The organism is Pseudooceanicola aestuariicola (assembly GCF_045763785.1).
Taxonomy (GTDB): domain Bacteria; phylum Pseudomonadota; class Alphaproteobacteria; order Rhodobacterales; family Rhodobacteraceae; genus Pseudooceanicola.
The window spans coordinates 58690-73393 of sequence record NZ_JBJGSF010000001.1; the positions used below are offsets into that span (position 1 = coordinate 58690).

General features: G+C 61.3%; 14 protein-coding genes. 7 read left to right on the forward strand and 7 right to left on the reverse strand.

The genetic code is table 11. From position 1 onward, the window contains the following. Positions 1–33 precede the first annotated feature (33 nt). Together hemN and ACI3GR_RS00290 are read left to right on the forward strand one after the other, a co-directional pair. Positions 34–1389: an oxygen-independent coproporphyrinogen III oxidase gene (gene hemN / locus ACI3GR_RS00285; protein ID WP_407491757.1), complete on the forward strand. Its 1356-nt coding sequence runs from the start codon at positions 34–36 to the stop codon at positions 1387–1389. Between the two features lie 60 nt (positions 1390–1449). Next, the gene (locus tag ACI3GR_RS00290; RefSeq protein WP_407491758.1) at positions 1450–2268 is read left to right on the forward strand and encodes a PhzF family phenazine biosynthesis protein; all 819 of its coding nucleotides are present in this window, start codon (positions 1450–1452) and stop codon (positions 2266–2268) included. A gap of 52 nt (positions 2269–2320) precedes the next feature. Here the strand turns inward: ACI3GR_RS00290 and ACI3GR_RS00295 are convergent, their stop codons facing one another. The 6 genes from ACI3GR_RS00295 to ACI3GR_RS00320 form a co-directional block, all read right to left on the reverse strand. Continuing rightward, a complete protein-coding gene (locus tag ACI3GR_RS00295) occupies positions 2321–3652 on the reverse strand; it encodes a S41 family peptidase (RefSeq protein ID WP_407491759.1) in 1332 nt (443 codons plus the stop codon). 4 nt (positions 3653–3656) lie between these two features. Then, positions 3657–4823, reverse strand: a complete 1167-nt coding sequence (locus tag ACI3GR_RS00300; RefSeq protein ID WP_407491761.1) for a murein hydrolase activator EnvC family protein — start codon at positions 4821–4823, stop codon at positions 3657–3659. After that, a complete protein-coding gene (gene gpmI, locus ACI3GR_RS00305) occupies positions 4820–6337 on the reverse strand; it encodes a 2,3-bisphosphoglycerate-independent phosphoglycerate mutase (protein WP_407491763.1) in 1518 nt (505 codons plus the stop codon). The genes ACI3GR_RS00300 and gpmI overlap by 4 nt, the downstream gene beginning before the upstream one ends. A gap of 164 nt (positions 6338–6501) precedes the next feature. Then, entirely contained in the window at positions 6502–6972 is a 471-nt protein-coding gene (gene rlmH, locus ACI3GR_RS00310; RefSeq protein ID WP_407491765.1) for a 23S rRNA (pseudouridine(1915)-N(3))-methyltransferase RlmH, read from the reverse strand. Between the two features lie 16 nt (positions 6973–6988). Continuing rightward, entirely contained in the window at positions 6989–7477 is a 489-nt protein-coding gene (rsfS, locus tag ACI3GR_RS00315) for a ribosome silencing factor (protein WP_407491766.1), read from the reverse strand. Positions 7478–7573: 96 nt separating this feature from the next. Further along, the gene (locus tag ACI3GR_RS00320) at positions 7574–8899 is read right to left on the reverse strand and encodes a mechanosensitive ion channel family protein (RefSeq protein WP_407491767.1); all 1326 of its coding nucleotides are present in this window, start codon (positions 8897–8899) and stop codon (positions 7574–7576) included. 160 nt (positions 8900–9059) lie between these two features. Between ACI3GR_RS00320 and ACI3GR_RS00325 the strand changes: the two genes are divergently transcribed. From ACI3GR_RS00325 to ACI3GR_RS00345, 5 genes are all read left to right on the forward strand, one after another. Continuing rightward, a complete protein-coding gene (locus tag ACI3GR_RS00325; RefSeq protein ID WP_407491768.1) occupies positions 9060–9431 on the forward strand; it encodes a hypothetical protein in 372 nt (123 codons plus the stop codon). 223 nt (positions 9432–9654) lie between these two features. After that, positions 9655–11058, forward strand: coding sequence for a 3-isopropylmalate dehydratase large subunit (leuC, locus tag ACI3GR_RS00330; RefSeq protein WP_407491769.1), 1404 nt, complete (start codon positions 9655–9657; stop codon positions 11056–11058). Next, positions 11058–11663, forward strand: a complete 606-nt coding sequence (gene leuD, locus ACI3GR_RS00335) for a 3-isopropylmalate dehydratase small subunit (protein ID WP_407491770.1) — start codon at positions 11058–11060, stop codon at positions 11661–11663. Before leuC ends, leuD begins: the two co-directional genes overlap by 1 nt. 273 nt (positions 11664–11936) lie before the next feature. Continuing rightward, positions 11937–12779, forward strand: a complete 843-nt coding sequence (locus tag ACI3GR_RS00340) for a hypothetical protein (RefSeq protein WP_407491772.1) — start codon at positions 11937–11939, stop codon at positions 12777–12779. A gap of 143 nt (positions 12780–12922) precedes the next feature. Beyond that, positions 12923–13780 (forward strand): endonuclease/exonuclease/phosphatase family protein, encoded by an 858-nt coding sequence (locus ACI3GR_RS00345; protein ID WP_407491774.1) that lies wholly within the window; start codon positions 12923–12925, stop codon positions 13778–13780. Here ACI3GR_RS00345 and ACI3GR_RS00350 read toward each other — a convergent pair. Then, the gene (locus tag ACI3GR_RS00350; protein WP_407491775.1) at positions 13694–14665 is read right to left on the reverse strand and encodes a Rossmann-fold NAD(P)-binding domain-containing protein; all 972 of its coding nucleotides are present in this window, start codon (positions 14663–14665) and stop codon (positions 13694–13696) included. The two genes, ACI3GR_RS00345 and ACI3GR_RS00350, sit on opposite strands and share 87 nt — an antisense overlap. Positions 14666–14704 lie beyond the last annotated feature (39 nt).

Consider the following 14704-nt stretch of genomic DNA (forward strand, 5'->3'; position numbering starts at 1 on the left):
ATATTTCTGCTACGTGCCAATAGGCCTAGCCGCATGATAAGCAAAACGCAATTAGAACGGCTGAGACTGTTTGACGCGAAAGTGCCGCGTTACACCAGCTATCCCACGGCGCCGCACTTCAAAGATGCGGTCGGGCCGGATCACATGACGCGCTGGATTTCTGCGATCCCCGAAGGCTCGGAGGTATCGCTCTACATCCACGTGCCTTTCTGCCGCCGCCTGTGCTGGTTCTGCGCCTGCCGGACGCAGGGCACGCAAAGCGAAGCACCGGTCGCCGCTTATCTTGAGGTGCTGAAAACCGAACTTGCCTTGCTGGGTCAGACACTGCCCAAAGGCGTGCGGCTATCGCGGTTGCATTGGGGCGGCGGGACGCCCACCTTGCTGTCTGCGACGATGATGTCTGAACTGGCTGGCGCGATTGCCGATATCGCCCCCTTTGCCGAAGGCTACGAATTCTCGGTCGAGATTGATCCCAATGAAATCGACGCGCCCCGGCTGGAGGCGCTGGCCAAGGCCGGGATGAACCGCGCCTCAATCGGGGTGCAGGATTTCGATCCCAGCATTCAGGAATGCATCGGCCGCGTTCAAAGTTACGAAGTGACGCGCGACGCCATCGCGGCCATCCGCACCGCTGGCGTTCACAGCCTGAACGCCGACATCCTGTTCGGCCTGCCGCACCAGACAGGTCCGCGGATCACCGACAGCGTCCAGAAACTGCTGTCGCTAGCACCGGATCGCGTGGCCCTTTATGGCTATGCGCATGTGCCGTGGATGGCGCGGCGGCAATCCATGTTGCCGTCCGATGCCCTGCCTACGCCCATGGAGCGGCTTGAGCTGTTCGAAATCGCCCGCAAACTGTTCGTCTGGGACGACTACGCCGAAATCGGGATCGACCACTTCGCGTTGAAATCCGATGGTCTGGCCAAGGCGCAGGTAGCAGGCACGCTGCGGCGGAACTTCCAAGGCTACACTGACGATCAGGCTGATGTGCTGATCGGCGTCGGGGCGTCATCGATTTCGCGCTTCCCGCAGGGATATGCGCAGAATGCGCCCGCGACTTCGGCCCATATCGCCGCGATCCGCGAGGGGCGGTTCTCGGTGTCGCGCGGACATGCCTTTGCCGGCGACGACACGTTGCGCGCCCGGATTATCGAAGCGCTGATGTGCGACTTTGCCGTATCCAGCGCCGAGTTGACGCGTGATTTCAACGTGTCTGCTGCCACGCTGCGATCCATGTTCGACGCGGTCAATGCGCAGTTCGAAAGCCTGCTAAGGGTCAGCGACGCCGGTTTGATGATCCCGCCAGAGGCGCGGCCCCTGACCCGCATGGTGGCGCGCGCGTTCGACGCCTACGACACAACCAAGGCGCGCCATTCTTCGGCCATTTAACCTTGCACCGCTTTCGGCCCGGTGATCCTGTGGCGTGACCACAGGAACCGGGGGCGAAGCATGTCAGACCATAGATTTTCCAAGCTGGACGTTTTCACCGATGTGCCGCTGAAGGGTAACCCTTTGGCGGTCATCCATGATGCGGATGGCCTATCTGCTGACGTCATGCAGGCGACCGCGAACTGGATGAACCTGTCGGAAACGACCTTCCTGATGCAGCCCGAGGCGCAGGCCGATTACGCCCTGCGGATCTTCACGCCGCGCCGGGAGTTGCCCTTTGCGGGCCATCCAACCCTTGGCACATGTCAGGCGTGGCTGAACACCGGTGGGCAGCCCAAAGGCGACACCATCGTGCAAAGCTGTGCCGCTGGTCTGATCCCGATCCGGCGTGATGGATCGAAACTCGCCTTTAGGGCGCCGCCGCTTATGCGTTCTGGCGCTGTTGATCCAGAGGTTGTCGAACAGATCAAGGCGCGGCTGGGCCTGACATCGGATCAGATCGAGGCGACAGAATGGATCGACAACGGCCCCGGCTGGTGTGGCGTTCTGGTGCGTGACACGGAAATCCTGCGGTCCATTCAACCGGACTATTCCCAGCACCCCGAGCTTGGGTTGGGCGTCATCGCCCCGGCCGATGGAGAGGATTATGATTTTGAACTGCGCGGGTTCACTCGGGCTTACGATGACCCGGTCACCGGATCGCTGAATGCCTCTGCCGCGCAGTGGTTGTTCGCGTCCGGTATCGCCAAGGGGAACTACGTCGCGGCGCAGGGGCGCGAACTGGGCCGTGCGGGCCGAATTGCGATCACTAAGGAAGGTGATGATGTCTGGGTCGGCGGCGATGTGGCGACAGTCGTCACCGGCCAGATCACACTGTGACCCCGTAAACGAAAACCGGCCCCGCGATGGGGGCCGGTTCGTGTTTGGTTTATCAGGGCTTCAGCGCCGTCAGGCCTTTGAGGATGTCGATGGCATAGGCCAGTTGGTAATCCTCGTCCCTCAGCTTGGCGGCTTCTTCCGCTTCGGCCTGTTCTTTTTCGATCTGGCGGATCTCATCCTCGGACAGGCTGTCGTTGTTCAGCGCACCCCGCAGGTCGGCCTCGGACCGGCTGCGGCGGGGCGTATCCTCTTCTTCTTCCTCGTCTGCAGGCACGCGGCGCGGCTGTTCGACCACGATGTCCGGTGACACGCCAAGCGCCTGAATGGACCGGCCCGATGGCGTGTAATACCGCGCGGTGGTCAGGCGCATGGCCCCATCGCCCCGCAGCGGCATGACCGTCTGGACCGAACCCTTACCAAAGGATTTGGTGCCCACGACAATAGCGCGGCGGTGATCCTGAAGCGCGCCGGCCACGATTTCCGATGCCGAAGCAGAGCCGCCGTTGATCAGAACCACGATGGGCTTGCCGTTGATCAGATCGCCTTCGGTCGCGTTAAAGCGTTCGCCGTCTTCCGGTTCGCGACCGCGGGTCGACACGATTTCACCTTTCTCAAGGAACGTGTCCGCGACTTTGATCGCCTGCGTCAGCAGGCCGCCCGGGTTGTTGCGCAGGTCCAGCACGATGCCGTCGATGGCATCCAGCCCACCGGCTTCTTCGATCTGCGTTTCCAGACCTTCGACAAGGTTGGGCGTCGTCTGATCGTTAAAGGTCGTGACCCGCGCGACAACGGCCTGACCTTCGGTGCGGACACGGGCGGCGGTCAGCTTGATCGTGTCGCGGATAATGGACACGTCAAACGGCTCTGCCTCGCCTTCGCGCACGATGGTCACCACGATTTCCGACCCGACGGGGCCGCGCATCAGGTCGACCGCCTCGTCCAGCGTCAGGCCCAGCAGGCCTTCGCCGTCGACGTGACTGATGTAATCGCCAGCTTCGATCCCGGCCTCATCCGCAGGGGTGCCGTCCATCGGCGATACGACTTTGACAAAGCCTTCTTCCTGCGTGACTTCGATCCCCAGACCGCCAAATTCGCCGCGCGTCTGCACACGCATCGCGGTGGCGTCGTCCGGCGACAAGTAGCTGGAGTGCGGGTCCAGAGACGTCAGCATCCCGTTGATCGCCGCTTCGATCAGTTCGGATTCTTCGACCTCTTCAACGTACTGCGCACGGATGCGTTCAAAGATGTCCCCGAACAGGTCCAACTGTTCGTACACATTGCTAGAGCGTACGTTTTCCTGTGCCAGTAGGGGTGCGGCCACTTGTGTCGACCCAAGAATACCCGCGGTGATGCCGATGATGCCGGCCACGATTTGCTTTTTCATGCTCTTAATCCTTCATGTCCCTGAACCACTGGGCGGGGTCTTGCGGGATATTGTCTTGTCGCACTTCGATGTACAGCGTTTCGCTCAAATCACTATCAGCGCCGGTTGCATTTGTCCCGGTCGTATTTGTCGGCGTCAGCATGGCCCCCAGATCACTGTCGGTGCCAGCCATTAGCCCGATCGGGGCGCCTTCGGCCAGAATGTCACCCGAGGCACCATAAACCACGTCTAACCCGGCGAACACGAAAAGAATGCCCGGTTCCGGCTCAAGGATCATCACATTTCCGAGGTCAAGTAGTGGACCGCGATAGCGGATCGTCGCAGCCGTCGGGCTGGTCACCAGCGCGCGGGGCCGGGTCGCCAGCACGACGCCGGGCCGCGTGACGCCCGCCGCATCCGCCTGACCCGACCGCCGCAAGACGCGGCCCAGAACAGGGCTGGCCAACTGGCCTTTGCGGTCCGCCACCGTGGGCAGATCAACGGACCGTTCGTTTTCGGCAATGTCGGTCAGGCCAGAAGCAAAAGCCCCCAAAGTTTCGGTCGACGCGATCAAAAGCGCGGTCTGGATCGGGTCTTCGGTGAACTTGCGCGGCAGGTCGCGCCGGTCGGCGACGGCTTGGCTCAGATCGGTGCGCGCCTCTTGCACGCCGCGCAGCCCATCCGCCAAAGTGGCCGAGGCGCTTTGCTGAAGCTGCCGCAGCACGCGGACTTCGTTCAGGTCGGCGCGCAGATCATTGGCACGGTCATCCAGCCCCCGTGACACATCGGCCACGATCATGGCCGACCGCGCGGTGCCCACTGCCCCTGAAGGATGCAAAAAGACGACAGGTGTCCCCGTGCCGCCCATCATTTGCAACGTGCCAAGCAGTTGCGCGATCTCATCTTCGCGCGACGCAAGCGCGGCGCTCAGCTCTGCTTCGCGGGCGGTCACCTGGCGCAGACCTTCACGCATCGCGGCCAGCCCGTCCTCAAAGGCGCGGGTGGTTTCCGTCAGCGCGGCGACCCGGTCCGGCGCATCCTGCGCGTTCGTCAGCATGGCGATCGCGGTTTCGATGTCCTGCGCCGCCTGAATGGCCGCCGCCGCCGTCGCGTTCTGGCCAGACGCATCCTGCGCCCCGGCGGGCAGGGCGGTCAGGCAAAGAACGGCGATCAGGCGGGCAAACAGGGTCATGCAATCAGGCTTTCGCCCGTCATCTCATCAGGTTTTGGCAGGTCCATCAACTGCAGCAATGTCGGCGCAAGATCGGCAAGCCGTCCGTCGCGCAGGCTGGCCCCCTCGGGACCGCCGTAAAGCGCCACGGGAACAAGGTTCGTGGTATGTGCCGTGTGCGGGCCGCCGGTTTCCGGATCGACCATGACCTCGCAATTGCCGTGGTCAGCGGTCAGGATCATCGCGCCGCCCGTCTTTTCCAAGGCTGCAACTACCTGCGTCAGTCCACGGTCCACGGCCTCGCAGGCCGCAATGGCTGCTTTTAGGTCGCCGGTATGGCCAACCATGTCGGGGTTGGCGAAATTGGTGACGATCAGGTCATAGCCGTGTTCGATTGCGGCGACGAATTTCTCGGTCACCTCCTCCGACGACATCTCAGGCTGCAGATCGTAGGTCGCGACCTTGGGCGACAGCGGCATATAGCGGTCTTCACCTTGCTTTTCGATCTCGACCCCACCATCAAGGAAGAAGGTCACATGCGGATACTTTTCGGTCTCGGCCAGCCGGAACTGTGTCTTGCCCTGTTTCGCCACCCATTGACCAAGCGTGTTCACGATTTCCTGCTTGGGATAACAGGTGGTCATATATGCGTTGTGAGCTTCGGAGTAGTCGACCATCCCCAGCAGCGCGGCCCAGTCAGGGCGCGCGCCAGTGTCGAAGGCAGCAAAGCCCGGTTCGCCCACCGCGCGCAGGATTTCGCGGGCGCGGTCAGCGCGGAAATTCAGGCAAAAGAACCCGTCGCCGTCCCGTGCCCCGGCGTAATCGCCAATCACCGTGGGGGTGATGAATTCGTCGGTTTCGCCATTCTCGTATCCCCGCGTGACAGCCGCATGCGCGGTGGCCGAGGTCTGAGCCTTTCCCAGCACCATGGCGGTGTAAGCTTCTTCCACCCGGTCCCAGCGATTGTCGCGGTCCATGGCGTAATACCGACCCGAGAGGGTGACGATCTTTGCCGCGTCGGGCAGCGCGTCTTCCAGATCGGACAGGTAGCCATAGGCGGATTTCGGGGCCACATCACGCCCATCGGTGATGGCATGCAGCGCGACGGGCACGCCCCGGTCGGTGATCGCCTTGATCGCGGCTTTGATGTGGTTCAGGTGACCATGCACCCCGCCGTCCGACACAAGGCCCATGATATGCGCCGTGCCGCCTGTGGACTTTAGCTTATCTGCGAAGGCGACCAGCGCTTCGTTGTCGAAAAAGCTGCCATCTTCGATTGCCAGATCGATCTGGCCCAGATCCATCGCGACCACGCGGCCTGCGCCGATATTCGTATGGCCGACTTCGGAATTGCCCATCTGCCCGCTCGGCAGGCCAACATCCGGGCCATGCGTGATCAGCATCGCATGCGGGCAGGTCGCCATGATCCGGTCGTAGGTCGGGGTCTGCGCAAGATAGGGGGCGTTGTCGTCGGTCCGATCGGACAGGCCCCATCCGTCGAGGATACAAAGTACGACGGGTTTCGGTGGGGTCATTGCGCTGCTCCGGGCCGTTGATTTGGCCCGTATGTAGCGGCTTGGGGACGGGGTTTGAAGGTGCGATATGGCCGCGCTGCTGGGGCAGGCCCGGGAACGAGGCGGCGTTGCCCGCTCGCGCTCACCCAAAACATTTGTGGCAAGATGAAGCGCCGGGTTGGCGATCAGACCCGGTGGTAGGGCGATCCGGCCAGAATCGTGGTTGCGCGGTAGATCTGTTCCGCCAGCATCACCCGCACCAGCATATGGGGCCAGACCATTTTGCCAAAGGATAGGCTAAGGTCGGCGCGGGCCCTTAATGACGGATCGATCCCGTCGGCGCCGCCGATGATAAAGGCGGTGTCGCGGATGCCTTCGTCACGCCAGTGCGCCAGTTGATCCGCAAAGTGGGGAGAGGTGAGAAGTTTGCCACGCTCATCAAGGGCGATGATCTTGGAATTGTCGGGCAGGGCGTTGGCCAGAAGCGCGGCTTCGGCTGCCTTGCCGCCACCCTTCTTGTCTTCGACTTCGGTGACAGAGGCCGGACCCAAACCCAAGGCGCGCCCTGTGCGGGTCGCGCGGGTCAGGTAGTCGTCTATCAGATCGGCCTCGGGCCCCTTGCGCAGGCGCCCGACGGCGCAGATCGTCAGTTTCACGAGGACCCGCCTGAGATCAGGCGGTGCCCGCGTCGGCCTTGGCCGGCATCCACATCTTTTCCAACTGGTAAAAGTCGCGGACTTCGGGCCGGAACACATGGACGACAACATCGCCCGTGTCGATCAGAACCCAATCGCCGGTATCCTTGCCTTCGACCTTGGCCGTGAAGCCGTAAGTTTCCTTGATCTTCGCCACCAGCTTTTCGGACATGGCCGCAACCTGTCGGGTCGAGCGCCCCGAGCAGATCACCATGAAATCACCCATGGAGGACTGCCCGCGCAGGTCGATCTGCACGATGTCTTCGGCTTTGTCTTTTTCAAGGGACGTGACGATCAGATCCAAAAGGGATTCGCTGATCGGTTGCTTGGGGGCGCTCATCTGCGACCCCTTGGAAGCGGTTTCAGCCGCTGCAATGTCAAGTGACAGGACATCGTCCTCCTTGTTGCGCGCCGCCAGAGCCCCGGCGCTGGGCGTACCTATAAGGTAGCAGCCCCCTAATGGCATTTCAATGAAACAGGTGCAATTGGGCGTCAAATGGCCGGACAGCGCCTGCCGTACGGGCAGCGAAGCCGCGGCTTCGCCCGGTACTCAGTCTGGTGCTTAATCCGGGGCCTTGGCGGGATCGTTCAGCATCCGCACCTCGCGCTGCGGGAAGGGGATGGAAATACCGTGCGCCTGAAACGCATCCCACAGCGCCAGATAGACGTTGCCGCGGATATTGGTCAGCCCGCCCGTGGGGTCGCGGATCCAGAACCGCAGGATGTAGTCCACCGAACTGTCGCCAAAGCCGACGATGTGGCAAACCGGCGGCTTGCTGGACAGCACACGTTCGACGCCCTGCGCGGCTTCGATCGCGATGCGGCGTACCAGATGTGGGTCGTCGCCGTAAGCGGTGCCAAAGTAGATGTCCAAGCGGACGAAGTCGTTGGAGTGGGACCAGTTGACCACCTGCGTGGTGATCAGGTCTTCGTTCGGGATCAGATATTCCTTGCCGTCCCGCGTCGTGATCGAAACATAACGCGCCCCAAGCGAATTGATCCAGCCGAAGGTTTCCCCGACCGTGATGACGTCGCCGGGTTTGACGGATTTATCCAGCAGGATGATGATGCCCGACACAAGGTTCGACACGACCTTTTGCAGGCCGAAGCCAAGGCCCACGCCGATAGCCCCCGACAGAACGGCAAGCCCTGTCAGATCGACGCCGACGGCCTTCAGCCCGACAAACAGGGCGATCCCATACAGCAGCAATTGCAGGAACTTGACGACCAGCACCTGCATGGACGGAGAGATATCTTCGACCCGGCTGATGTTCGCGGCCGAAGCATGGCTGAGGAATCGGGCGATCGTGAAAAGCGCGGTCAAGATGACCAGCGCCTGAAGCACCATCCATGTCGTTATCCGCGTTTCGCCAATACTCAGCCCGATGCTTTCCAGTAATTGCTGGGCGTCTTCGGTCAGCCCAAGGATCACCAGCGTCACCCATATCCAGCCCCCAAGCCGCACCAGCCCGCGCAGCGCGTTGTTGGCGATAAGCCGCGTCAACAGCGCGATGATCAGCCACGCGAAGGCAAGGCTTGCGATGATTCCCAGAAGGTAAGAGCGGGAGGGCCAGGTGATCTCTCTCATCACCCAGACCACGGGCCATATCAGCGCCACGAAGGCGATCAGCCGCATCCGTCGCTGAATCAGAAGAGCGTAGCGCAGCCGCCACTTGGGCCAATCCTCGCGGGACCGCAGCCAATCGTGATAGCGCGCCGCAAGGGGTCGCGCCAAAAGCGTCGCCACCACCAGAATGGCCAGCGCGATCCCCAGTTGATACAGGTTCCACGGTCGTAACAGCCCCGTGACAAAGACCTGCCCTTGCGCCCAGAGGTTTTGTGCAATGTCTAGCGTTACATCGCTAGGTTGTGGGGTCGGTTCCGCCAAAGATGTTGTCCCAGTTAGATAAAATTCAAAAATGACGCTAAACAGTGTCGACTAATCCGACCTACTTCTTTAGAACAGTAACACGGTCTTGGGATCAAATCGAAGTCACAAAGGCCAGGGGATAATGACGGTAGAGACGAAGCTCCTGTCGAGGGGCATATTGTGCGCGCAAGTTTCCGGCGCTTCCGATGATGCCGACACGGACATCATCCTAGAACAGATATTGCAATCCGTCCGTGATGACACCGCTGATCGCTGCTTGTTGGACCTGTCTGATCAAACGTCTTCCAGCCTGAATGCCGTGTCTGCTCGGGCTGCATTGTCGAACCTTAACATCGGCTTGGCTAAGATTTGGGGCGATGATCTGCGGCAACTGCCGTTGGCAATTGTCACGCCGATGGCCAGCTTCGGCTATGGGATCGGGCGCATGATCGCGGGGCACGCCTATGACCTGTCGCAGCTGTCGGTCGCGCAGTTCGAAAGCGTTGACGAAGCGATGGACTGGCTGAGCGACGACACGCAGCGCGCCTGACCATTGGCGCATCCCGCGAAGTATGCTTGATGCAGCGCGGGTTCGGGTATATCTGAGGCGCATGAAACGTATTTTCGACATGGATGATCGTGCCCGCCTGCCTTGGCGGTTCTTTGGCGCGACGATGACGGTCCTAGCACGCCTATGACGCGGCCGGGTGTGTCCCGGCCTGCCCATGCACTTTCGCCCGAAAGCGATCATTCATAGGACAAAGGAAGACCCCATGTCTGGTAAGACACTCTACGATAAAATCTGGGATGCCCACGTTGCCGATCAGGCCGAAGACGGCACCTGCCTTCTGTATATCGACCGTCACCTTGTGCACGAAGTGACCAGCCCGCAGGCCTTTGAAGGTCTGCGCATGGCGGGCCGCAAGGTGCGCGCGCCGGAAAAAACCATCGCCGTGCCGGATCACAACGTTCCGACCACCGGCGACCGGAACGCCAAGATCGAAAACGAAGAATCCCGCATTCAGGTCGAAGCGCTCGACAAGAACGCCAAGGAATTCGGTCTGAACTACTATCCCGTGAACGACGTCCGTCAGGGCATCGTGCACATCGTCGGCCCCGAACAGGGCTGGACGCTGCCGGGTATGACCGTCGTCTGCGGCGACAGCCACACCGCCACCCATGGCGCGTTCGGCGCACTGGCCCACGGCATCGGCACGTCCGAGGTGGAACACGTTCTGGCCACGCAGACGCTGATCCAGAAGAAATCCAAGAATATGAAGGTCGAAATCACCGGCAAGTTGCGCCCCGGTGTGACGGCCAAGGACATCACCCTGTCTGTCATCGGCGCCACCGGCACCGCAGGCGGCACTGGCTATGTCATCGAATATTGCGGCGAAGCGATCCGCGACCTGTCGATGGAAGGCCGTATGACCGTCTGCAACATGGCCATCGAAGGCGGCGCGCGCGCTGGCCTGATCGCGCCGGACGAAACCACCTTTGGATATGTCAAAGGCCGCCCGCACGCCCCGAAGGGTGCGCAGTGGGAAGCCGCGTTGAACTGGTGGAAGACGCTTTATTCCGATGACGACGCGCATTGGGACAAGGTCATCACGCTGAAGGGTGAAGACATCGCGCCCGTCGTCACCTGGGGTACGTCGCCCGAAGACGTGCTGCCCATCGACGCGGTCGTTCCCGCGCCCGAGTCGTTCAAGGGCGGCAAGGTCGATGCGGCCCGTCGCTCGATCGAATACATGGGCCTGACCCCCGGTCAGAAACTGTCGGACATCGAAATCGACACCGTCTTTATCGGGTCCTGCACCAATGGCCGGATCGAAGACCTTCGCGCCGCCGCTGCCGTGCTGAAAGGCAAAAAGATCAAAGACGGGATGCGGGCGATGGTCGTGCCGGGCTCTGGTCTGGTCCGCGCGCAGGCAGAAGAAGAGGGCCTGGCCGATATCTTTAAGGATGCCGGTTTCGAATGGCGTCTGGCGGGGTGTTCCATGTGCCTTGCCATGAACCCCGACCAGCTGGCCGAGAACGAGCGCTGCGCCTCGACCTCGAATCGTAACTTCGAAGGCCGTCAGGGCTACAAGGGTCGTACGCACCTTGTGTCCCCCGCTATGGCCGCCGCTGCTGCCGTGACCGGCAAGCTGACCGACATCCGGGAGATGATGTAATGGAAAAGTTCGAAAAGTTCTCTGGCATCGCCGCGCCGATGCCGCTGGTCAACATCGACACCGATATGATCATCCCCAAGATCTTCCTGAAGACGATCAAACGCTCGGGCCTTGGTGTGAACCTGTTTGACGAAATGCGCTACGAACGCGACGGCAGCGAAAAGCCCGACTTCGTTCTGAACAAACCGGCCTACCGCGACGCGTCGATCCTGATCGCGGGCGACAACTTTGGCTGCGGCTCGTCCCGGGAACACGCCCCTTGGGCGCTGGCGGATTTCGGCATCAAGGTCGTCGTCTCGACCAGCTTCGCCGACATCTTCTTCAACAACTGCTTCAAGAACGGCATGCTGCCGATCGTCCTGCCGCAGGAACAGGTCGATATCCTGATGAAGGACGCCGAAAAGGGCGCGAATGCCCGTCAGGAAGTCGATCTGGAAGCACAAACCATCACCACGTCCGACGGTGAAGTGATCACATTCGACGTCGATCCTTTCCGCAAGCACTGCCTGCTGGAAGGTCTGGATGACATCGGTCTGACGCTGGAAAAAGGCGCCGCAATTGACTCGTTCGAGGCGCAGGCCGCCCAAGCGCGCCCTTGGGTGTAAACTGCTTTACCGCCTATGGGGGCGGGAGCAGCAAACCACAAATTGTAGTAAAAAGGGGCCATTTGGCCCCTTTTTCGTGCCCAAATTGATGCAAGAACGCACCAGTTGAGGCAAGGAATCGCCCCAATTTCCGGGTCTTATGAAATCGCGGCTTGAGCTATGGGCGAAAAGTCGGCACGATTAGGGCAACAATGAGGCACCGCAAATGCGGCATCAAGTTGGGATACAGAGACGGCAACGTATCGTCTCGGGCCAGTTTGAGGGGAAAGAGCAGTGATCGTCCGTATGACCGGCGCGTTTCTTCGCGCTCTATTGATCGCTTTGGCGATAGCGACGCCGGCACTTCTGTTGCCGGATGTTGGTGCTGATGCGGCGCAGGTCACCGTACTGGTCGCGCTTGTCGCCGGGGCCTTCACCTTCGTCGAATACTACAGCCAGTTCCCGTCGATCCTTGAATTCCGCTTTGCCCCGCCTGTGAACCGCATGCGCTATTTCACCATGTTCTCCATGGTGCTGCTGCTGACGGTGTTCTTTTCCGGCGCAGCGCTGGAAAATCCGATCGCGTCTCTTTTGATGACACTGTCCGAGCTGATGGCTCGCGCAGTGGATTTCCCCTTCTCTCCGGTACGTCTGGTGCTGCTGGCCCTGCCGTCCGACACCACGGCCGAAACGACCGCCATGGTCCGGTCCGCGGCTGGCATCGCGTATGTTGTGGCACTACTGGGCGTTCTGGCCTTTGGCCTGATGGTCCGCATCTACGGCTGGCCCGTCCGCTATGGCGCATTCAATGTCTGGATCAACCTTCCGCTGTTCGACCCGACGGGTGGTGGCGACGTGCTGACGCGCCTGAAGCGCGACTCGATCGTTAACCTCGTGTTAGGGTTCTTGCTGCCATTCCTGTTGCCAGCATTTGTAAAACTGGCCGGGGCTTTGCTGGATATGTCCGCCGTGACGAACCCGCATACCCTGATCTGGGTGATGACCGCATGGGCGTTCCTGCCTGCAAACCTGATGATCCGTGGCATCGCGCTGTACCGCGTGGCCGATATCATCGAAGAAAAACGCCGCCGCACCTACGCCGAGGCGCGCAGCGACGACGTCTTGCAAGCCGCCTGATCCTTTTCCTATCGCTGGTATTTGCGACAACGGCTGGCGCCGATTCCATTCGGCTGGCCTATTGGCAAACCGACCTGTCCGCCGATGGGCCGGGGACGCTTTACCAAGACATTGTCGAAGGCGATGACCGGATTACCGATAAGGTGGCGGCTTTGCAGTCCGTCCGGGCCGATATCCTTGTGCTGGGCGGGATCGACTATGACCATGATCAACTGGCGCTAACCGCGCTGCGTGCATCAATTGGCGGCCCTGACCGTTATCCCCATGCCTTTTCGCGGACCCCGAATGCGGGCGTACCCACCGGATTGGATCTGGATGGAAATGATCGGCTGGGTGAGGCGCGTGATGCGCAGGGCTATGGCCGTTTCCCGGGGCAAGGCGGACTGGCGGTGCTGTCGCGGTGGCCGGTTCGACTGATCGCGGATCATTCAAAGGTGCTGTGGCGCGACGTGCCGGGGTCTTTGTTGATCGATGCGCGGGGACGTGTCGGGGACAAGGCGACCGGCGCGGACGTCCAACGCCTGTCTTCGACCGTCCATTGGGAACTGCAGATCTCGCCCCCCGGTCTGACCCCGCTGACCTTGATGGTCTTTCATGCCACGCCGCCCGTGTTCGATGGGCCAGAGGATCGCAATGGCCGCCGTAACGCGGATGAGGTGAAGTTTTGGACACACCGTTTGAATGGCTCCCTCGGGGCGCCGCCCAAGCCCCCCTTGGTCATCTTGGGAACCTTTAATCTGGACCCAGAGGCCGGGCAGGGCCGGCGCCAATTGATGCGGGACGTGTTGGCCGACCCCAGACTGCAGGACCCGACCGGGTTGTCTGGCCGGGCCACGGCGCATTGGCCCGACCCCGGGCCGGGGTCCATGCGCGTCGATTACATCCTGCCCTCCAGCGACCTGACAGTGCTTGGCTCAGACCTTCTGCCTCTCGCCCCGGAGGTCGCCGCGCATAGCCCGATCATGGTCACGATCGACCTGCCGCGTATCAGCCCCGAATGATCCGGCCTTGCCGATCCTCCGCAATGCCTGCGCCAATCCGATCTCAACCGGGGTTGCGCGGAAATCGGGGCAGAGCGTGGCCAGTTTGCTGCCGTCCAAATGGTGCGGCAGATCCCAGAGGTACCGCATCTCGAACACACCTTTCAGAACGGGGACAAAGGGCCGGACCAGTTGGAATTTCAGCCACGACATCCGGCGGGCGACAATCCTTTGTCCCAAGGCGCGGGACAAGGCTTCTGCCATTTCTTGGCCGGTCAGCGTGTAGCCTGCGAAAGGCACATCCTCGAACGTGGCCAACTGATCGCGGCACTCTGCCAGATGCACGACCGCCTCTGCCAGATCGGGCAGGTACGCCCAAGAATGCGCGGTATCCAGATCGCCGGGATAGCTGATGAAGCCCTTATCCACCTTGGCGGCGATGAACATCTCGAACCACGTCATCGAACTTTCGGTGTCGATGAAATCGCCAGCCCGCAGGATGATCGTCTGCACGCCCGAGGCTTTGTACATCTGCTCTTGCTGAATACGCAGCCGCGCCAAGGGGTTCGTCGCCAGATGCGGGGTCGCGGCTGTCCAGCCGCGCGGTGCATCGGGGCCAAAGTTATAGACGTTGCCGGGCATGATGACGGTCGCGCCGCTTGCCTTGGCGGCTGCGATGACCTTCTCATGCATGGGCATCAGCTCTTCTGCCCATTTCTCATAGCTCGACGGATGCCAGCCGACATAAATCACGTCGGCACTATGCGCTTCCTGAACCAAGTCGTGGCGCGCGCGATCAAACCGGCGGACCTGCCAGCCGTGCGCCGCAAAGGCTTTTGCGGTGTGGCGACCGGACTTGCCGGTCGGGCCTAGGATCAGAACAGTCTGAGATTTTTGTTGGGTCATGGTCGTCTCTCCTTTCGATGTGACCCAAGCTAAGGTATT